Source organism: Acinetobacter sp. 1125_18A, assembly GCF_052824985.1.
In genome coordinates this window covers 17,838-38,605 of sequence record NZ_VTDG01000021.1, presented here as the reverse complement: position 1 = coordinate 38,605, position 20,768 = coordinate 17,838, and the positions used below count along the sequence as shown (strand labels likewise).

General features: G+C 35.1%; 22 protein-coding genes and 1 pseudogene. 15 read left to right on the top strand and 8 right to left on the bottom strand.

Annotated features, from left to right (window positions below; all coding sequences use genetic code 11):
* Positions 1-10: 10 nt before the first annotated feature.
* From FY049_RS20950 to pal, 3 genes are all read left to right on the top strand, one after another.
* The gene (locus FY049_RS20950) at positions 11-457 is read left to right on the top strand and encodes a hypothetical protein (protein ID WP_336953998.1); all 447 of its coding nucleotides are present in this window, start codon (positions 11-13) and stop codon (positions 455-457) included.
* Positions 458-733: 276 nt separating this feature from the next.
* Positions 734-2,017: a Tol-Pal system beta propeller repeat protein TolB gene (gene tolB, locus FY049_RS20945; RefSeq protein ID WP_004724537.1), complete on the top strand. Its 1,284-nt coding sequence runs from the start codon at positions 734-736 to the stop codon at positions 2,015-2,017.
* A 51-nt stretch (positions 2,018-2,068) separates the two neighbouring features.
* Positions 2,069-2,638 carry a peptidoglycan-associated lipoprotein Pal gene (gene pal / locus FY049_RS20940; RefSeq protein WP_004822680.1) on the top strand — a complete coding sequence of 190 codons (570 nt, stop codon included), beginning with the start codon at positions 2,069-2,071 and terminating at the stop codon, positions 2,636-2,638.
* 163 nt (positions 2,639-2,801) lie between these two features.
* Here pal and FY049_RS20935 read toward each other — a convergent pair whose 3' ends face one another.
* Both FY049_RS20935 and FY049_RS20930 read right to left on the bottom strand, forming a co-directional pair.
* The gene (locus FY049_RS20935) at positions 2,802-3,407 is read right to left on the bottom strand and encodes an SMI1/KNR4 family protein (RefSeq protein ID WP_446084295.1); all 606 of its coding nucleotides are present in this window, start codon (positions 3,405-3,407) and stop codon (positions 2,802-2,804) included.
* Positions 3,408-3,482: 75 nt separating this feature from the next.
* The gene (locus FY049_RS20930; RefSeq protein WP_004724542.1) at positions 3,483-3,668 is read right to left on the bottom strand and encodes an NF038105 family protein; all 186 of its coding nucleotides are present in this window, start codon (positions 3,666-3,668) and stop codon (positions 3,483-3,485) included.
* Between the two features lie 175 nt (positions 3,669-3,843).
* On the opposite strand from FY049_RS20930, the gene FY049_RS20925 reads away from it, so the two are divergent.
* The 5 genes from FY049_RS20925 to FY049_RS20905 all read left to right on the top strand — a co-directional run bounded on the left by FY049_RS20925 (position 3,844) and on the right by FY049_RS20905 (position 7,191).
* Complete coding sequence (locus FY049_RS20925) at positions 3,844-4,818, top strand: class 1 fructose-bisphosphatase (protein WP_314338101.1); 975 nt, start codon at positions 3,844-3,846, stop codon at positions 4,816-4,818.
* A 110-nt stretch (positions 4,819-4,928) separates the two neighbouring features.
* The gene (locus FY049_RS20920; protein ID WP_056517677.1) at positions 4,929-5,705 is read left to right on the top strand and encodes a TrmH family RNA methyltransferase; all 777 of its coding nucleotides are present in this window, start codon (positions 4,929-4,931) and stop codon (positions 5,703-5,705) included.
* 155 nt (positions 5,706-5,860) lie between these two features.
* On the top strand, positions 5,861-6,475 hold the full coding sequence (locus tag FY049_RS20915) for an RNA polymerase sigma factor (RefSeq protein WP_035371023.1): 615 nt from the start codon (positions 5,861-5,863) through the stop codon (positions 6,473-6,475).
* Positions 6,468-6,794 (top strand): hypothetical protein, encoded by a 327-nt coding sequence (locus FY049_RS20910; protein WP_224963865.1) that lies wholly within the window; start codon positions 6,468-6,470, stop codon positions 6,792-6,794. Before FY049_RS20915 ends, FY049_RS20910 begins: the two co-directional genes overlap by 8 nt.
* Positions 6,784-7,191 carry a DUF3106 domain-containing protein gene (locus tag FY049_RS20905; RefSeq protein ID WP_004724554.1) on the top strand — a complete coding sequence of 136 codons (408 nt, stop codon included), beginning with the start codon at positions 6,784-6,786 and terminating at the stop codon, positions 7,189-7,191. The genes FY049_RS20910 and FY049_RS20905 overlap by 11 nt, the downstream gene beginning before the upstream one ends.
* A 215-nt stretch (positions 7,192-7,406) precedes the next feature.
* On the opposite strand, the gene glnA is transcribed toward FY049_RS20905, so the two are convergent.
* From glnA to FY049_RS20890, 3 genes are all read right to left on the bottom strand, one after another.
* On the bottom strand, positions 7,407-8,822 hold the full coding sequence (gene glnA, locus FY049_RS20900; protein WP_016539490.1) for a type I glutamate--ammonia ligase: 1,416 nt from the start codon (positions 8,820-8,822) through the stop codon (positions 7,407-7,409).
* A 440-nt stretch (positions 8,823-9,262) separates the two neighbouring features.
* On the bottom strand, positions 9,263-9,796 hold the full coding sequence (locus FY049_RS20895; RefSeq protein ID WP_327857375.1) for a GTP-binding protein: 534 nt from the start codon (positions 9,794-9,796) through the stop codon (positions 9,263-9,265).
* Between the two features lie 135 nt (positions 9,797-9,931).
* Positions 9,932-10,873 carry a hypothetical protein gene (locus FY049_RS20890; RefSeq protein ID WP_333666284.1) on the bottom strand — a complete coding sequence of 314 codons (942 nt, stop codon included), beginning with the start codon at positions 10,871-10,873 and terminating at the stop codon, positions 9,932-9,934.
* 632 nt (positions 10,874-11,505) lie between these two features.
* Here FY049_RS20890 and FY049_RS20885 point away from each other — a divergent pair.
* Positions 11,506-11,958 carry a hypothetical protein gene (locus tag FY049_RS20885; RefSeq protein WP_333666286.1) on the top strand — a complete coding sequence of 151 codons (453 nt, stop codon included), beginning with the start codon at positions 11,506-11,508 and terminating at the stop codon, positions 11,956-11,958.
* Between the two features lie 46 nt (positions 11,959-12,004).
* Here FY049_RS20885 and FY049_RS20880 read toward each other — a convergent pair.
* Positions 12,005-12,266, bottom strand: a pseudogene (locus FY049_RS20880) (phage tail protein); the annotation flags it as partial.
* 160 nt (positions 12,267-12,426) lie between these two features.
* Here FY049_RS20880 and FY049_RS20875 point away from each other — a divergent pair.
* From FY049_RS20875 to FY049_RS20850, 6 genes are all read left to right on the top strand, one after another.
* The gene (locus FY049_RS20875; protein ID WP_333666287.1) at positions 12,427-12,939 is read left to right on the top strand and encodes a hypothetical protein; all 513 of its coding nucleotides are present in this window, start codon (positions 12,427-12,429) and stop codon (positions 12,937-12,939) included.
* A gap of 1,145 nt (positions 12,940-14,084) precedes the next feature.
* Positions 14,085-15,299: a tyrosine-type recombinase/integrase gene (locus tag FY049_RS20870; protein WP_434279339.1), complete on the top strand. Its 1,215-nt coding sequence runs from the start codon at positions 14,085-14,087 to the stop codon at positions 15,297-15,299.
* 136 nt (positions 15,300-15,435) lie between these two features.
* Entirely contained in the window at positions 15,436-16,287 is an 852-nt protein-coding gene (locus FY049_RS20865) for a hypothetical protein (protein ID WP_446084294.1), read from the top strand.
* Positions 16,288-16,461: 174 nt separating this feature from the next.
* Complete coding sequence (locus FY049_RS20860; RefSeq protein ID WP_446084293.1) at positions 16,462-17,106, top strand: SOS response-associated peptidase; 645 nt, start codon at positions 16,462-16,464, stop codon at positions 17,104-17,106.
* A gap of 92 nt (positions 17,107-17,198) precedes the next feature.
* Positions 17,199-17,816 (top strand): LexA family protein, encoded by a 618-nt coding sequence (locus FY049_RS20855; RefSeq protein WP_446084292.1) that lies wholly within the window; start codon positions 17,199-17,201, stop codon positions 17,814-17,816.
* The gene (locus tag FY049_RS20850) at positions 17,813-19,108 is read left to right on the top strand and encodes a Y-family DNA polymerase (RefSeq protein WP_446084291.1); all 1,296 of its coding nucleotides are present in this window, start codon (positions 17,813-17,815) and stop codon (positions 19,106-19,108) included. Before FY049_RS20855 ends, FY049_RS20850 begins: the two co-directional genes overlap by 4 nt.
* Before the next feature lie 163 nt (positions 19,109-19,271).
* Here FY049_RS20850 and FY049_RS20845 read toward each other — a convergent pair whose 3' ends face one another.
* Together FY049_RS20845 and FY049_RS20840 are read right to left on the bottom strand one after the other, a co-directional pair.
* Complete coding sequence (locus tag FY049_RS20845; RefSeq protein WP_446084290.1) at positions 19,272-19,772, bottom strand: hypothetical protein; 501 nt, start codon at positions 19,770-19,772, stop codon at positions 19,272-19,274.
* Between the two features lie 2 nt (positions 19,773-19,774).
* A complete protein-coding gene (locus FY049_RS20840; protein ID WP_446084289.1) occupies positions 19,775-20,752 on the bottom strand; it encodes a hypothetical protein in 978 nt (325 codons plus the stop codon).
* Between the last annotated feature and the right edge of the window lie 16 nt (positions 20,753-20,768).

Sequence of the window (20,768 nt, the reverse complement as noted above, 5' to 3'; positions counted from 1 at the left end):
GAAAAATCAAATGCGAGTTAAACCCATATTTGTAGCAATTTCATTATTTTTTCCAACCGCGTTATTATTTGCAAAAAATCTCGAGCAAGAAAAAATACTTGAAGTAAATACGCAACAATACCCACCTTCTGCGTCATACGAAAAAAACCCGTCTGTAGCAACAACGGAAGCATTACTTCTACAAAGTCAAATGGCTCAGCGGATAAATACCGCTAGAGTCAATCGTATTGTTAAAAAGTTGAGAAATTTAACAATCATCCAAGAAAATGCCGATGTTATTATTTACTTAGATGACAGTGGGAATGTAAAAGATATTTTAATCACAGAACAGGACAGCGAAACGTTTTCAAACGCAATCAAAACGGCGATTCAGCAAACAGCACCTTTTGAGATGTCTAAACAGTCATCGCTCAATCAATTATTAAAAGTGATTCGCATCAAATTCCGTGTTGAATAAGTCTCTATTCAACACGAGATAATATATTTTAATGGCAGCAACAATGACATTGTTGTCAAATCTATAAAAAAGTAATTTTTAAAGCTGCAACATTTACAATGCCCAAAGATCAAGCTGAAATTCATTAGTGTAATAAATTTGAATTTAATTTTTTAGTAAATCTGTTCAATGATAATCTTTTGTTCACAATTACATGCTTTATATAGATTAAAATCATGTCTTTGTGCTACAAAGCTAAGCATAGTTAAAAATTGATATTTGAGTACATGAAGTCCAATGAAAATCATGCCTAAACATCTATTAGGATTCGCAATTATTGTTGCATTTAGTCCAGCATTGATCACAACATCATATGCACAATTGCAATTAGAAATTGCCAAAGCACCTGAATCTGCACCTAAAATTGCCATCATTCCATTTAGTAATGATCAATCTATCTACCCTATTGTTGAACAAGATTTAAATCGCTCTGGGCGCTTTACCAGTTCATCAAAAAATCTTCCTGCAACTGCAAACATAAACAATATAAATGCAGAAGCATGGAAAGCGGCTGGGGTTCCTTATGTGGTTTTAGGTGACTCTAAAACCAATGCAGATGGTTCATTGGCAGTACATTACCAACTCTATGATGTTGAAAAGCAGAAATTCCTATTAAATGAATTGCTCTCAATCCCAGCATCACGTGTACGTTCTGCGGCACATATGATCAGTGACGCAATTTATCAAGCGCTTACAGGGATTCAAGGTGACTTCACAGGACGTATTGCTTATGTGTTACGTAACCCTGCAACACCAGAGACTCGTTATACCTTACAAATTGCAGATACTGATGGTGAGCAACCTAAAACAGTATTAAGTTCAAGAGACCCGATTCTCTCACCTGCTTGGACGCCAGATGCGAAAAAAATTGCATATGTTTCATTTGAAACCAAGCGCCCTGCTATTTATATCCAAGATTTAGCCACTGGTGCACGAGAAAAACTCGCTGCATTTCGCGGTTTAAATGGTGCACCAAGTTTCTCTCCTGATGGGAAATCAATGCTGTTTACTGCATCTATGCATGGAAATCCTGAAGTTTATCAAATGGATTTAGATTCACGTCAAGTGAAGCGCATGACCAACGATAGCGCAATTGACACTGAAGCACGTTATGCTCCAGATGGAAAATCATTTATTTTCACATCTGACCGTGGTGGATCAGCACAAATTTACCGTTATAGTTTTGATGATGGCTCAACCAAGCGTTTAACTTTCCGTGGTGCATTTAATGCACGCGGTACATTAAGTGCCGATGGTAAATATGTGGCATTGGTACACCGCCCTTCTGGTAGTAATTACAAAGTTGCCATTCAGGAAATTTCTACAGGTATCACCAATATTTTGACACCAACAAGTTTAGATGAATCACCAAGCTTTTCTCCAAATGGGCAAATGGTGGTTTATGCAACACGTGAGGGTAATCGTGGCTTATTGGCAATCATGTCTACAGATGGTCGCTTCCGCATGAACTTACCAAGTGAACAAGGTGAAGTACGTGAACCGGCTTGGGCCCCTAAATAATTTAATCAAGATGTAAATCACTTATTTAAAATTGAAATACCGGAGATCAACATGAAGTCAATTCAATATCTAGCTTTACCCTTATTAGCAGCAAGCTTGGTGATGACAGGTTGTGCAAGCCGTAAACCTGCTGCCACTGTAGAATCAGGAACCAATCCAAATAGTGCAACGACAGTAAATACCAGTGGTTTAAGTGAAGATGCTGCTTTAAATGCACAAAACTTAAATGGTGCTTCATCTAAAGGCGTGACTGAAGCCAATAAAGCATTTTTAGCAAAACGTGTGGTACATTTTGATTATGACAGTAGTGATCTTTCCAATGATGACTACCAAACACTACAAGCACATGCGCAGTTCTTGATTGCCAATGCCAACTCTAAAGTGGCATTAACAGGTCATACAGATGAACGTGGTACGCGTGAGTACAACATGGCTTTAGGTGAGCGTCGTGCTAAAGCCGTTGAAAGCTACCTGATCACCAATGGTGTTAAAGCAAACCAATTAGAAGCGGTAAGCTACGGTAAAGAAATGCCAATCAATGCTGGTCATGATGAAGCTGCTTGGAAAGAAAACCGCCGTGTTGAAATCAACTACGAAGCCGTTCCTCCTCTTTTAAAATAATGCCAAAGTTGCATTATTAAAATAGACCATAAAAAAATGCCCAATTCAATTGGGCATTTTTACCAGAAATTCTTCTCATTCAGCGCTTTTCCATTTCAAGATAAAGTCTTGATTTAGTAAAATAAAATAAGAAACTGCTTAGAATGTTCAATGGTAATTTATATTAATAACGCCATTTCTTGAGTATTTGCTCATTAAATAACGCAATAAACCTTTCCTCTACCCATTCATCTACTTCATCTGGATGTGCTTCAGCAAAAAACTCAGACTGCACTAAAATCAGACAACCTTTAATATAGTCATCCACACAGTCCAATATTTTACTTAAATAAGGCGTGTCGTCATGATCAAAGTAATAGATTTCTTTGCTGATATCATGAAAGCAAAACATATTGCCATTACCAAGATAATCACTAAATGTAATCAGATGAGGTAAAACTGCTAAATCGGTCTGACTAAATTCAGGCGCATATTGCGGTGCATTTGCCCAAATATCTTTTAAGTAGCCAATATCATCAAATTGCTGCAATTGTTCACCAATATCAGCAATCCCAAAGTGCTGATAAAAGAACTTTAAAGATTCAGGTAAGTGACAATTTAAACGCTGTTCAAGTTTAAAAATTTGCTCATCATCAATTGCAGGTACAATCTCATCATCATTTAAATCAGCAAGGGATTCTAAAATAAGGCGAGTTTTAACATCCCACTCCACTTCACCAATTTTATTAAACGGAATGATAATGTCTGTTTTGTGATCAATTTCTATCATGAAGCGTTATTGTTCGGAATGAATATGAAATAAATAGAAAAAAGCGCTCATATAGTAATGAACGCTTTTTATTGATTAAGCCTTTGACTCGTCTGGCTTGGGGCTTTGCATAGATTCAATCATGTCATGCTTATTGAATTCTTTGAATTCAGGCTTAGCTTCGTAATTCTTCCATGCTTCTTTCACTTTTTCAGCACTAATATCTTTTAAATCAATGCTTTCATTTGGAGTCGGAGTCGCTTCAAACTTTGTCGTTGTCATGTCAGTGCTCCTTTACGCTATTGTACGTATATTCAACATAACACTTTCTAAAATACTTTCAAGGGTAATTTCACGACAAATAACACAGGATAATTTCTATTTTGTGCTGAACTCATCTAAAATAGCCTCCATTATTTGGTTTGTAAAAATTTATCGCTTTTGGAGCACCTCTGATATGTCATATCGCACCCTATCCCAATATTTAGAACAACAACAAGGGAACTTAACACCTGAACTTGCCAATGTGATTGAAACAATTGCCAATACCTGTAAAACCATCGATCAGGCTTTACAAAAAGGTGCTTTAGCTGGTGTCTTGGGAAGTGCGCAACATGAAAATGTACAAGGTGAAGAGCAAAAAAAACTTGATGTGATTTCAAATGATTATTTGATTGATGCTTTAAAAGCCAATCCAAATGTAGGTGGACTCGCATCTGAAGAATTAGATGAATTTACCCCAGCTCAAGAAAATGGTAAATATTTGGTTTTATTTGATCCATTAGATGGTTCAAGCAATATTGACATTAACATGTGTGTAGGAACAATTTTCTCTATCCTTCCTGCTCAAAATGCCGTAACGCAAGCTGAAGACTTCATGCAAGCAGGTATTCAACAAGTTTCAGCAGGTTATGTGCTTTATGGCCCATCGACAATGATGGCTTTGACTGTTGGTGCAGGCGTTGTGTTCTTCACTTACGACCCTGAAGAAAAGCAATTCTTGCTCACTTCTGAAAATATTCAAGTTGCTGCGGATACCAAAGAGTTTGCGATTAACTCATCAAACCAACGTCATTGGGAAGCGCCTGTAAAACGTTATATCGATGAACTACAAGCGGGTAAAACATCTATACGTGAAAAAGATTTCAATATGCGTTGGGTGGCGTGTATGGTGGGTGATATTCATCGTATTTTATGTCGTAGCGGTATTTTCTTATATCCATACGATACCAAAGATCCTAAAAAAGCAGGTCGTCTACGTTTAATGTATGAAGCCAACCCAATGAGTATGTTAATGGAACAAGCTGGCGGCGCATCGACTACAGGTCGTACACGTATTTTAGAGATTCAACCGACTGAGTTACATCAACGTGTTCCTGTTATCATTGGTTCTAAGAATGAAGTTGAGCTTGTTACCAGCTACCACAACTAATTCTTCTCTTTTCTTACTCTCTATTTAGGGAGTAACGCCAGCTAGGGTCTGTTGCAATTTCTTTATAGAATGATCACAGACCCTACTTAATTTTTTGGACGTACTCTCCCATGCCTACAATTTTCCTTGAATCAAAAGACAATCCCAAAATTAAACACCTCAGAGGTTTAATTGAACAAAATACTTACCGTAAAAAACAAGGACAAACTGTACTTGAGGGGACGCACCTTACGCTTGCATGGTTAGAAAAAGGTCGAAAAATCAATTCAATTTTCACCACTGAACATGCCTTAGAACATGAAGATTTAGGCAGCATCCTTGACCAATATCAAGGTATCGTGTTTGTGGTCGGTGAATCTTTATACAAAGATTTAAGTACCCTTGGAACCAGCCTTGCATGTCTAGCCATTGTGGATTTACCAAGTTCAACTCAGGCACTGAATTTTACTGAAGACACGCTAATTCTTGAAAATGTCCAAGATCCAGGCAATGTTGGTACATTACTTAGATCAGCGGCCGCTGCGGGTATTGAACAAATTGTCTGTACCAAAGGTTCTGCATCTTTATGGTCACCACGAGTATTACGTGCTGGTATGGGGGCGCATTTTTCATTACACACATATGAAAACGTGATCCTTGAAGACCTGCTCAAGCAATTTAAAATTCCTGTGTATGTCACCAGTTCGCATCAGGCAGAAAGCCTTTACACTAAAAACCTACGCAAACAATGCGTTTGGATTTTAGGTAACGAAGGTCAAGGTGTTTCAGATTTCGCTCTTAAACGTGCAGAAGCGGTATCTATCCCACAACCTGGTGGTCAAGAATCACTCAATGTTGCAGTTGCTGGCTCGATTTGTTTCTTTGAAATGGTTAGACAACGACTATAAGGTTAATTTATTTTAAATATTGCCCGTTATTGGAAAAAATCATTTAAACTGAAAAAAATAATTGATTTACATGTCAACCCAAACCATTTTTTTAACGTTATAGAGATATGAATTTAAAATAATGGTGGGTACCCATGACGGGATTTTCCATCTCTATGGACTTAGCACCAAAGAAGTCACAGTCTGAAACAGCAAGTGCTCAAACGAGTACGAGCGAGCAGCGTCTGCGTTTTTTCATGCAGGACGTGACGGGTCGTGCCCTAGTGATGATGGAAAATGCAACCCAAGGTCACAATGGGATTGCGATGGATTTGGTACAGGAAGCGTTTATTTCCTTACATAAATCTTATGCTGATAAATCCACTGAAGAATGGTATCCGCTGTTCTATACAATTTTAAATAACAAATTACAAGATTGGCGACGCAAAGAAGCACGACGCGCTTCTCCATTTTCGTTATTTCGAAAAATTGATTTAGATTCTGATGACGAAGAAGCCATGGAAATTGTGGATGAATCCACACCTAATCCACTTCAATTTCTAGATCAAGATGTCACCGTTGAGGAAATTCAAGAAGCCATTAGCCGCCTCCCTGTACGCCAGCAACAAGCATTTATGTTACGCGCTTGGGAAGGATTTGATACTCAAACCACTGCATCTATTATGAATTGTACAGAAGGTAGTGTAAAAACCCATTATCACAGAGCTATTCAAGGACTAAGAACTTCGCTCTCACATTTAAATCCGTATGGAGGTTCATCACATGAATAATGATGATTTCACCAAACAAGTGACGGCAAAACTGGATGAAGCTGCACGTCATCACCGCAATAAAGCAGTGGTGATGAACAATGTGCTTGATCATATCCAAGATAAACAAACCTCACGTTTTGGTCACTGGAAAATGACTGGCTTTGCGCTTGCAGCGGCAATTACTGGTTTTGTTGTGATTCCCAATGCTTTTGATGTATCACCAGAATCGCAAACTCCGCAACAAGTGGTGATTAGCCCTAAACTTTCACCTCAAATGATGGAAGATTTAGATATGTTGTCTGTATTTGGTGAGGATAAAAACTCTCATGGCAGCTAGAAAATTAGCTTTGGCATTTTGTGCTATTGGTTTTCTACAAACAAGTTTTGCTGGATTTGAACGTTTTTGGATTTTTTCTAAAGATGCGAACAGTCAAGTCAATGAAACATGGGATGCCCTTTCTGAGGACGAACAAAAAGCACTAATTAAACGCTATCAAAATTTAAAAGAAATTCCGACTGATCAAAGTGCAGCACTGCAACAACGCATGGATTGGTTTACTCAGCTTCCTGAACAAGAAAAGCAAAAAATGCGTGAAGTCTGGCAGCAAATGAGCACCGCTGAACGCAACGAAATGCGTAAAAAAATGCAAAAAGCATCAACATCTGATGAACGTAATGAAATTCGTGAACAATATATGGTGAAATATCAACAGAATATCACGGGTTCACATTAAGCATATTTTTAAATTTTATTCATTGCCAGTTATCTAACTGGCTTTTTACCATTAAATTTAGCATCTTCAAACTCAATATCGTCAAAATCTAAACTCACCATTACTGACAATTCTCCCCTCTCATAATTTTAAAATTAAAATACTGAATTTCTAATTTTCAGGCATAAAAAAACCTGCACAAGGCAGGTTTTTCATCACTTAAATTCGAAAACGAATTACAAGCTATAGTACATATCAAATTCAACTGGGTGAGTCGTCGTATTTAAACGACGTACATCTTCAGTTTTAAGCTCGATGTATGCATCCAACATTTCTTTTGTGAATACGCCACCTTTAAGAAGGAACTCATGATCCGCTTCAAGTGCTTCAAGAGCCATATCTAGGCTATGCGCAACTGTTGGGATTTTAGCTTCTTCTTCAGGAGGAAGATCATATAAGTTTTTATCAGCTGCTTCACCTGGGTGGATCTTGTTTTGAATACCATCAAGACCAGCCATCAATAATGCCGCAAAACCTAAGTACGGGTTCATCATTGGATCTGGGAAACGCGCTTCAATACGTTTGCCTTTAGGGCTAGAAACGTATGGGATACGAATCGAAGCAGAACGGTTACGTGCAGAATAAGCAAGCATAATTGGCGCTTCGAAATGAGGAACCAAACGCTTATACGAGTTAGTAGAAGGGTTTGTGATCGCATTCAATGCACGCGCATGCTTGATGATACCACCGATGAAGTAAAGCGCCATTTCTGAAAGACCAGCGTATTCATCACCAGCAAACAAGTTCTTGCCATCTTTAGAGATAGACATATGAACGTGCATACCTGAACCGTTATCACCAACCATAGGCTTAGGCATAAACGTCGCAGTTTTCGCATATTGATGCGCAACATTCCAAACAGCATATTTGAACTGTTGAACTTCGTCAGCTTTACGAACCATCGTATTGAAGCTTACACCAATTTCTAATTGGCAAGATGCAACTTCGTGATGGTGCACCTCTACACGACCAGGACCCATGATGTCTTCAATACGTGCACACATTTCAGCACGCATATCTTGTGAAGAATCTACTGGAGGAACTGGGAAATAACCACCTTTAACACGAGGACGGTGACCAGAGTTACCTGCTTCGTAGTCTTTACCTGTAGACCAAGCAGCTTCTTCAGCGATTAATGTATGGCGAGCGCCAGACATATCGATGTCCCATTTAACTTCGTCAAAAACGAAGAATTCTGGTTCTGGACCAAAGAATGCAGTATCACCAATACCTGTTGATTTTAGGTATTCTTCCGCACGACGAGCAATCGAACGTGGATCACGGTCATAACCTTGACCAGTAGATGGTTCAATAACATCACAAGTAACGACGATGGTTGCTTCAGCAAAGAACGGGTCAAGGAAAGCAGTTTCAGGATCTGGACGTAAAATCATGTCAGATGCTTCAATGCCTTTCCAACCAGCAATTGAAGAACCATCAAACATTTTACCATCTTCAAAAGTATCTTCATCGATAGTGTCTGATGGGTAGCTTACGTGCTGCTCTTTACCCTTAGTATCAGTAAAGCGAAAATCGACCCATTTTGCGCCACTTTCTTGTATGAGTTGAAGGACCTTGTTCGCCATGCTCATTTTGCTCCAATGAATTTTTGTTGCACTTGTGAAGTGCGTGTTAGTAGTTGGTATTTATATAGCAAGTAGCATACCAACTTTTAAAATAATTGCTAAAATATTGAATTTCTTATCAGAAAATAAGCTTAGCAACGATTAAATTCCATCTATTATACTGAGTGCAAATAGAATTGCACCATATTCAAACACACTTCTCATTTTAAAATTATTACGCACAATTTTAACGCACTATTTTTGTGCAAACTGAATAAAATGTTTTATCTTGGTGCTTATATTACGCGAACAACACTTTTTATCGACTATTTTTTAAGATGATGGCAATTTTTTATTTCAAAAGCATTAAAATAAGGCGTATTCAGTCTGTGTACGCCTTTAACATTGTTCTATACAACCCTTAATGCAGTAACGTAATTTTATAATCTACGATCTATTATATATAATTAACCAAATTCGACTTCGGCTCTTGCAATAAGCGCTTCAACCATGACCAATACATCATCTTTTTTTCTGGCATCCACCGCAAAAATTGGCATGGTCAATTGATTTAATTGCATCCAATCTTTATAAGGTTTTAATAGATGCTGCGGATTTTCATCTATATGGGTCACACCAACCACAATATTATTGAGATGTTCTTTAAAACTTTGAAAGTAAAATTTTAAATCTTCAAGTGCATCTTTTTGCGTATGGTCAATCAATATGACCGCTCCGATTGCACCTTTACATATCACTGACCAAACAAAATCAAAGCGATCCTGCCCTGGTGTTCCATATAATCCAACAATAACGCCTTCATCTAATTTAATTTCACCATAGTCAATCCCGACAGTGGTCAATGCCTTGCTGTGTGCTTGCTCATCTGTATTTTGTGCTTCTGTAGATAAGACTGAAATTTCAGATAATGATTTGATCGCTTCTGTTTTACCAGCCCCCATTTTACCGCCAAAAACAATTTTATACTTTTGTAAGATCACATCATCACCTATTTTTAAACTTATCACTGCATCATATAAACTGACTATGCATTTATTTATCGTGTCAGTTTAAACAAACTTGATTTAAGGGTTAATTTTTACAAGCCTTATTTGATTCGCATGTTTTTTACACACTTAAAGCCCTAATTTTTTCCTTAACTTACCAAAAAACCCACGTAAAATGCCTGAAGATTGTTTTTCCTCAGTGAGTAATTTTGCATCTTCAATCGCTATTTTTTTCAGTGCATTGGTCAACATGCCAATTGAAACAAATTTAGCGACTTGTTCTTTGCTATAACCTGTTTTCTGAGCCACTTGGGAAACACTTGCTCCCAATTCAAAACACGCTGCAATTTTAAAAACCATTTGCCGTTCATTTTGATGATTCGGTTGCGGCCAATCTAGCAGTTTATAGCAATCGTTAGAACTGATTGGAATATTGACATCATCTGAATACCACAATAAATTCCACACCCAAGATCTAAGTTCTATACCTTGAAAAGTGCTGACAGACTGTGCCATTTGCATAGTTGCATAAGTAAAATTTAAAGAAACATCTGTTCCCTGCACTTTTCGTAACGGGTCTATCCAAACTTGCTGTGTGCGAATATTAACTAATGCGATGTTGCCTTTTGAGTCAAATACTTGAACATTGCCATTTCGCTCATTAAAAAGCTCAGGAACCACCTTGGTTAAATCGGCTTTTTTTGAAATCTGATTGACAATATTGACTGCTTTATCACTGACAGGTACATGTAAATAGCGATCTTTAAACCATTTTCGAATTTCATCTGAGGGAGAAAAAGGTAAATATAATTTATCTCCTTCTATTTGCCCTGATTTTTCATTCTTATTGACCAGACGCAAATAAGGGACTTTTTTAACACCAACCAAATTTTGAATTGTAGGTGAACTAAAAAACATATCATTCACAAGAAGAATATCTAAATGAGGGTCTGCAATATTCGCCCAACTTACTTGAAGTGAGTCATCATACATAGATCGTATTTTCTGCTTAATTGCATCGAGCACATTTAAACTCAAACCGAATATAGCGATTTTTACTTCTTCTTTCATTTAGCCCCCATGGCCTCATATAGAATGTGAACAGTTTATCATTTTTATAGAAAAATAAAATATAAAACACTATATTTGCTGTAAAAAAATTGTACAAATTTAATATACTATTGAGCGCATAAAATACAAGAATAGTTATTAAAAAAATCCTCAAGTAAAATTTAACCTAGACAACACAAACAAAATATATAATTATATTTCAATAACTTAATTTAAAATTAAGCTAAATCAGTGATATTTTAGCTTAGAAATAATGCCAATCAAATTTAATAAAACTAAATGTTTTATTTAAAAATATTAATAACATTTGTATATTAATATCGGTAACATGAATAAATCAATTTTAACTTGATCAGTTAATCTTATATTCTCATGCATCAAATAGATCTTTTTAGCGCGTATTGGTTTACCCTGCTTACTAAATAAGTAATATAAAATGTTCTAAAAATAAATTAGTGATTCAGTTTTCGAGTATTCACTGTGGCACAAAAATTTAAGACGAGCTGAGAATGACAACCTAGTTTTAGGAACTGTATAGGGGGGATGGTAAGATGGTATAAAGGAAATCAATAAATAGATATCGCAGCTGAAAATAGAATTGTTTGATTTGGGAAAAGAGGAAACTAAAACTAATGGCAAAGAAAATCAGAAATATTAACTTTAAAGTTAAAAAAAATGATGGTTTGTGTGCAGGGCTTTGGATGCAAATTATCCCCTCAAGTATTGAAAATAATAGGAATTATTTAAATTCTATTGTTATTGGCGAAACTGCTTTTTCTTTAATCGAGAGGTTTTTTTTTGAAGGTGAAGATAAATGGGCACATTGGAGAGATGTTTATCTTGATTCAAAAAAGGTTGAAGTGATAATTGGGAGATTAGAAGCTTATAGAATGTATTTGGATACTAAAACAGTAATAAATGAAAATGATGATATTCAATTCATTTTTAATGAAAGTAAGTTAAATTTTATTGAAAACTTTGAATCATATAAAAATGATGCTATTGAAATGATGGATCAAATTGTTAATTTTTTGAAAAATATTTTAGAAAATAAAGTAGATGGAATGACTGTGATAGGCGTATGACTTTGTTGGTTTCGAATAAAAATAAAGTGTACTAACTTGTATCTGCTCTAACGCCCACCTCTCCATCCAATGCAGAATTCCATAGAAATGAATCAGTGCCTTTGTGACGATAAAAAAAAGCTTTGATTTGTAGAATCTCACCTTTGCTTGACGTTCTCTGATATGACCACTACCTCCTTACTATTGTTGATCCTTACTAAGTTGCTCTGCTCATAGCCATGGCCGAATTTCGAAGTCAAAATATTGAAGTTTTGCTTGCTTAAATTTCCATCTAGATCACAGAGATGTGTAAATTTTTCATTACTCATAAATTGGGTCCAAAAAAACCCAACGGATGAACTGCACCCCGAAAGTTGGACAATTTTAGACTAACTTGGAGGATACATTGCTCTGAGCTTGTTATAATTATTCTTGGAATTATTAAATATAAACACCATTTTTACAGCAAATGTTTGCAGACCTTGTTTTATGAAAAAAATATTACTAACTCTGAGTATTCTCCTATCCTGTTTTAGTCTTTCACTTGAGTCAAGTTTTGCTCAAAATGAAAGCGCAGCTAAAATATCGAAATCCGAAAAACAGGATTTAATTAATGATTGGGTTGATTATAAATTAATTGAATACCAAATGGATGCATACTTAAATCAACAAAAAAATCCTAATATTGATCCAAATGATCAGAGCGTTGAAGCTTATTCTGAACAAATTAAGCAAAATTTTAAGCAGTATTTCCAGCAATACAAAATCAGCTATCAACAACTAAAGTCACGTACTTCTGAAATGCATGACCTCATTCAACTACAATTACAATATCTTGATCTCACTAAAGATCTGATGTTCAATCCAAAATATGAAGATACACAGCAAAATCCAAATCAAGAAAAACAAGTGGTGCTTGAGCAATATCAAGAACTAAATGAACTGATAAAAAAAGATGCTGCAAAGATAGAATTGCAGATGTTAAAGTATCAAAAAAATTGAGATAGTTTTTCACTCAATATATTGTATTTTCATTGATTTTAAAAAGTTCTCTAGTGAATTGCACTCCCAAAGCTAGGCACTACTTAGTCTAACTTTAAGTGTGTTTTTCTACAGAAAATCCCGACTAATTTGGGCTTCTTAAATCTTCAATACAACTCTTCTTTTTTTCTTCCTTGTTACGTGCATCAACAGGATTCTTAACGCATTTACAATAATCGTAATACTTTCTCTTATCTAGCTTTTTGGGTGGGTCTATGCCCTGACATTCCGTTAGTACTGTCCCTAGTCTATGAAATTCTTTACTTTCTTTATGTTCTGAGGGAATACTAGGTTTATAGATAATTATGAGTAGTGACACTATTATTGCTAAGAAAAATATATATTTCATCCAATCAATAGCCTCCCTAACCCAAAATATGAAAATCTGTTTATAAAGCAATTTGATATTAAATCAAGACTTGCTTAATTTAATCATCCTTCGCAGTTTGCCATTTGTAAGATTCAACATCTAAAGTCAACTGCCGTTGCTTATTAATATTAGAGTTAATCTGCCCCCCATTTGATCTGCAGCAATTAAGTACACCCGATATGCTGTAGCTTGTCTAAGCAATGCAAAAGCCAATAATTCTTAACCGAACTAACTGCAAATCACTTGAAAAAAATGTATGGTCAATATCTTGAAGACTGGGCGGATATGATCAGAAAAAGTTTTACTCTGAAATTAAGAAAGGAAATATCAAACAACCGAATCGAATTTCCGAAAAAGATGTGTTCTAGTATGAGTCCTATGTAAAGCAAAAAGTGGAAGAATTTAAACAAGAATCTGATATCATAGCCTGCACCTAGCAGGCTTTTTTTATTTTGTGCTGTAACTAGGTACTTTTTTCAAAACGGGTAACCTAACGGGGATCCAAAACCACTAAACAAAATAAATTGATAAATTTCTATAGGTTAGTATCAATATGCTTCTAATGATCGAAAATTGACATTGGCAAAATTACAGCAAACTATAACAAATTTTAAATTAATCAAAATAATAAAAATCAAGATGATAGCAAATTATAAAAAACCTTTTAAAACTATACAAAACAAATCACATTGAGTACATTATTGAGTACACCTAAATTTTTCCCAAAGTGTACTCAATGTTAAGCGATACAAAAATAAAATCACTAAAACCGACTGACAAAATTTATAGAGTTATAGATTCATTAGGTCTTTATATTGAAGTTCGTCCAAATGGACGAAAGTATTGGCGTTATCGTTATCAATGGCAGAAAAAAACTACAATGGTTGGTGTTGGTGAATATCCAATGGTTCAACTTGCAGAAGCTAGAAAAAAAAGAGACGAAGCTAAAGCACTTTTAATAAGTGGAAAAAATCCAGCTCAAGAAAAAAAAGCTAACACTCAAGTTGAAGTTGTGGCGAATACGTTTAAAGATATTGCTGAAGAATATAAAAACGAATATCTAAAATCAAAGTCTGAACGATATGTAAATCAATTTGACACATCTATGAAAAAAGATGTCTACAACGTAATTGGTCACAAAGACATTAAAGAAGTTTCATCTGCTGATATTCTGACAATCATGAAAAATACGATTAAGCGTATTAAAAAACAAAAAAACTTCGGTTCAGGTGAAGTGACTGCAATTCAAAATCGGAAATTTATAGGCGCTGTTATGCGTTATGCAATTACTAGTTTACGCGCAGAGTACGACCCTACCCTTGCGGTCGTGGGTGCAGTCCAACGACCAGATGTAGAACATGCCCGACCATTGACGAAAGAAGAAGCTAAAAATTTAAGAAGTAAATTGGAGAGCTATAGAGGATCTACAACCGTAAAAAATGCAGGACTGACGATGTTGTACTCTATGTTAAGAACAATTGAAATAAGGCGCATGCAGTGGGATTTTGTAGACTTTGAAGCAAGAACTATTACATTCCCAATTGCTTCAAAACGTACCGGACAAACACGCACAACCAAAAAAAATAGAATTCACATTGTTCCAATGTCTGATCAAATTTTTAAAATCTTGAAAGATCAATATGTCGTAACTGGCAACCAAGAATATGTTTTTTCTTCAGTTTATAAAACTGGGATGATTGCCTCAACGACATTAAATAGAATGCTTGAATATATTGGGCTTGGTGAAGTAACTGCACATGATTTCAGGGCAACAGCATCAACACTACTGAATGAAAAAGGTTATGATGAGGATTGGATTGAAAAGCAACTAGCACATGCTGACGATAATAAAACTAGAGCCTCATATAATCATGCAAGATATTTAGAAGAACGAAGAAATATGCTGCAAGATTGGGCAGATATTGTGGATAACTGGCAATTAAGAAAATGAGCACACATTGAATATATTTTTAAATTGTATATATTCATACACTTAGATAATATAAACCACATCTGATTAATAGTATTTTCAGTTTATTAATATGAGATTACTAAATTTATAATATAATTTCCTAAGGTGAGTTAAGATGTTTAGTATTAATACAAGTAAAAAAATTCCAGTATGGAAAAGCCTCGACTTTTATAAAGAAAATTGGAGCTTAATTATATTTTTACCAGCCCTTTTGGGTGGAGTTTTACAAATTATTAAACTTTTCAATTTAGATCCCTCTTTTGTCCGTTTTTTTGCCGTTGAGCAAGTTGTTCCTGATGGATTATTAATTTTATTTTTAACCATTCTCGCTTGGATAATATATTTTATATTTAGAAAATCCATTAATGAAAATAATTTAAAAAAAATAACTTTAGGTTGGAATCTAAAAAATATCATTTCTAATTTAAGTTCTACATTTGCTTTTTTATTATTCTCATTGATAATGGTAAGTTATTTATCTTTTGTTAGTTATTTTGAAATTGAAAGCATTACAATTGGTTACCTAGTCTTTAAAACTGTAATAGAATTTTTTATTTTAAAATGCATATTTGATATTTTTTTTACTTTAACACTCATCTATATTTTTAGAAATTATCAAAAAGTATCTGATATCCCAAGAGAAGAATTTAATAAAGCTATAGAAAAATTACAAAATCTACCAGAAAAAACTATACCATTCTTAATCTTTACATTTCTTACATTTGGCATACTATTTATTATATTAACTAAAATTAATTTATTTTACTCCCACATTAATAAACTAAACTTACCAATGAATGAAAAAATACTAACAATAAAATTAAAAAACCAATTAAAAACTGATGTGAATTTAAATATAGAGTATTATAACGGCAAGTATGTTTTTTTTAGAATAGAAAATCAAAACAATAAGAACGAATATTTGGTTTTAAAAGGTGAATCTTTAATTAATATACTTGAAAAATAAAGATAGAAATTATGTTTAGAAAATTGATTGCTAAAATTCTATTTTTTTAGGCGTATTATATGATAAATTTGCTTTATTTCCACCAACATACTGTACAAATTAGTTCACCTTTCTACAGATACAATGGTTATAGTTTTATAATCAGTATTAGGTTTTGCATGTCGAGAATAAGAAATGTGCTCAAACTATGAAATTCCCAGCAGAGAATCCCTCTCCTTGCTTGATGTCCACGAAGATCAGTTGAGCTTAGATTTAAAACTACACGTTTATCCTGGTTATCATGCGCCTATTATTATGCGGGGGTTTGATTTAGATATTGGAAAATTCGGTCTTTTACCAAGCTGGGCGAAAGACTTCAAATTTAGCTCTCATACATATAATGCAAGAACTGAAACTGTAGCTGAGAAACCTAGCTTTCGTCATGCATGGAAATACAGCAAATTTTGCCTTGTACCAGTGCAAGAGTTCTATGAGCCTAAATATATTGATGGGAAAGCTCACTGGTACACGATCAAGCGAAAAGATGATCAGCCTTTCACAGTAGCAGCGATTTATGATGATGCAGTGATTAAAGACTCTAAAGTCAGATCATTTTCAATGCTCACAATCAATTCTGACAACCACCCTTTCATGAAGCAATTTCACGCACCTGACGATGAAAAAAGATCGATTATTGTAATTCCAGAAGAATATAGAAAAGATTGGCTGAATGTTGATAAAGAAAATGCACATGAATACTTCTTTGAAATGCGTGATGAGTTTGTCACTTTTCCGCGTGACAATTCATCTGAAGTAGCCAAACAAAGTGATCTATTTTAGATCAGCTATGATTATCCACAGCTTTTAAATTTGAAATTTTAAAACATACAAACTAAACTCTTGAATATGTAACGTAATCAAGTGGTGTTTTTATGGATATTAAATTAGATGACAGCTCAACAAAAGCTAAACTTCAAAAGCTTAAAGATGCAAATCTAGATCACTTGAACGGTTCTAAAGTAATTGATATAAAAAAATATTCCTCAAAGTCTCGTCAAATTTCTGACATCTCTAAAATCTTGTCATTTCAAGCAATAACTAAAGCCTCAATCCCCTTAGTTTTAAACAAGATTGCTGCAGGTTTCCCATCCCCAGCCGAAGATTATATAGATAAAACTGTCGACATGAATGACCTTCTTATTTCTAATAAAGAAGCGACATTCATTGTTCAAGTTGAATCGCTTTCGATGAAAGATATCGGGATCGATATAAATGATTATTTGATCGTTGATAGAAGCATACGCTCACAGCATCAAGACATTGTTATCGCATTCATTGACAATGATTTCACAGTAAAAAGAATGATGATTACACAAAGAATGTCTCATCAAGAATTGTTTGATATTTTTCATAATGAAAATGAACTTAGAAATCTGCCAGCAGTTTGGCTTAAGCCTGAAAACAGCGAATACAAACCTATCTTACCCAGAAATGAACAAGAATTAGTAATCTGGGGCGTTGTCACTAAAGTTATTAAGAACTTTAAATGAAACATGAAGAAAAGATATTTGCACTTATTGATATCAATAATTGCTATGTCTCGTGTGAACGGTTTTTTAATCCCAAGTTGAATAATGTTCCAGTCATCGTACTCTCAAACAATGATGGTTGTGCAGTTGCTCGTAGCAATGAAGCTAAACAAATGGGGATTAAAATGGGTGTTCCGCTATTTCAGATAAAGGATGTAGTCCAAAAAAATAATGTTCAAGTACTTTCTAGCAACTATGCGATATATGCGGAAATGTCGCGTCGATTTCACTCAATCTTAGCCGGGTATGTTGCACCACATGAACAAGAAATTTATTCAATTGACGAATGCTTTCTAGATCTGACAAGCTTTAAGAATAACTATGATCTTGTGGAGTATTGCCAAAATATGCGGGATCGCATTCAAGAGTGGATTGGACTCCCCGTATCGATTGGAATAGGCCGTAGTAAAACCGAGGCTAAAATCGGCAACAATATGGCTAAAAAAGGAAAGCGGTTTAATGGAGTCTGTGATTTAGCAAATATGGACCCGAGACATCGTGATTATTTTTGGTCATTGGTTGAGGTCGGTGAAGTTTGGGGCGTGGGCAGAAAGCAGAACAAGAAACTCAATGATATGGGGATTAAAACTGTTTTAGATTTATCAAAAGCGAATCCCCCCATAATAGGGAAAATGTTCACTGTCTGTATGCAAAGAACAGTTTTAGAACTGCAAGGCATTTCATGCATGCCGATTGATGATCAACCCAAACCAAAGCAGCAAATAGTAGCCAGTCGTTCTTTTGGCGTGAAGATCACTGAGCTGCAGGACTTGAAAGAAGCAATGTCGAAATATGTGCAGGACGCGGTAGGTCGATTAAGGAAAGAAAAGCTATTGTGTGGTGTGATCACGGCTTTTGTCCAGTCAAACCCTTTTGATCAATCTATGCCGTATTACAGTAAAGCACAAACTTATAAGTTCGCTGAGCCAACTGATTGCGTTTTAGATTTGGTTGAAGTTGCTTACTTACTATTGGAAAGAATTTATAAACCAGACATCAAATATAAGAAATGCGGTGTGTTTTATTCAGAGTTAATACTGAAATCAAATCATATCCCTGACTTGCTTTCAGATCATCAAACTAGAATTGGGAATGAAAACTTGATGCAGGCATATGAAGATATTCAAAGTAAATTCGGTAAAGCCAAGATTTCAGTAGGTCCCTGTTATTTCAAGGATCGAAAATGGTCAATGAGTCGAGATATGTTGTCTAAGAATTATTTTACGAAGAATGGGATGATTAAAGTTAAGTAAATTTTATTAATGTTGTTTTTTGACTTAATATTATTAATTTTGAATCAAACAAGGAATATCTTTTAAAATAAAGGGGTATTGTCAAAATGACCATAACCCTATTGACTATATCTTTGTGTGGTTATCTACATAAGATTGGATACTAATACTCAGATTGTGAGTATCAACAATGTTCCCTTTTAAATTTGATAATAAATTCTTTTTGAGCATCACTAAAAACATGATTATCTTCAACCCATCGCGTATTCAACCTGACACAAAAACTATCCATAAAAGCCTTGTTTTGATCAGTTGTTAAGAAGTGATATATCGCAGCAGGTAAATAGAATTTAAACCCTTCTGAACTTAAAAAACTACAATTCTGTCCAAAATAATATAAATACTCATAACTCACATCTATCCAAGTTCTGATCCGTTCATGTGGTCTACTTCGTAAGAGAGCTGCTTCGAGTCCAGCTTGTAAGTAAAACTCTGGCCAGTCAAAGCCAAATTCAAGCAACAACCCTTCCGCAGACACTTGTACAGCAGAAGGATAATCATCATCAATTTGGTCAAAATAACAATGGTGTGTATCGTAAAAATCACATTCTAACAATGAGCGGTTTTCACCCAATTCAAAAGGAGGAAAAACTTTCTCAAGTAGATCTTTAATATCTGCATTCATAATTAATTTTCACATAGACTCAAGGCATTTTGAGCATCAGTCAAAGCAATAGCATGGTTTGGTTCAGGAGGTGACCAGCAAGCATTTTCCTGAACTCTTGCATTGATTAAATTTCTAAAAAGAGTTGCATTAGTCGCTTTTACAGTCGTGTCTGTTACATTTTTACAGCTCTTTCCTCTTGTAGCAGTTTTGGAATCTCTTGTTGCACGTGTGTATGGCATAAATAAAAATTTATCGCAAACCCAGCAACTACCATTTCTAACTATTCCACTTGGGCATTTAGTATTATTTTCCAACTCATCAGCAATTGTCTTCGCTTTAACATCATCCTGTTCATCTTCATATAAAATATTTGACGCTGCTGCTAGAACGGCAAATTGTGCATCGAGATTATCCCCTTCTGCATTCTCGATGACTTGTTGAGCGGCGGTTATGAGGGAGAGATATTTTTCAGGATTAGGAATTGCTGGGTAATTAGGATAAGCAACAAGATTAAGCCTTGAAGGTAAACCAGGATTACACCAACCTACACTACCATTAAAAGCAAATCCTTCTGGTTCTTCATAAGAAACATAAAGACTTCCTAATGAATTTCTACAAGCAGCTTCTCCTGAATAAAAATATGTAGCATCTTGAGAAGTTGTATATTTTCTTTCAGAATTTAAAACATCAGGTATTTTTTTATACTTAACAGCATTATTTGCAGGGTCCAGTACCCAGTCCACCGCACCCAATAACTGATCAACAGCAAATGTAAGCGCATACCCTACTAATCCACCACGTAAAACCTTAGCAACTTGTGAAGTATTTGGTGAGATTAGGATTGATGAGGTAGCTGCCCCTTTAGTGCCATCATATAAAATAGATGCACCAACAGCGGTTGGGTTTGATAAAGTCCACCCACCAATTGAAGCATTCACTAAAGCTGAATTTAACAACAGCAGTATTGGGACTAAAAAAATCATAATTCTTTTAAGCATGTTAATTTCACTCTTT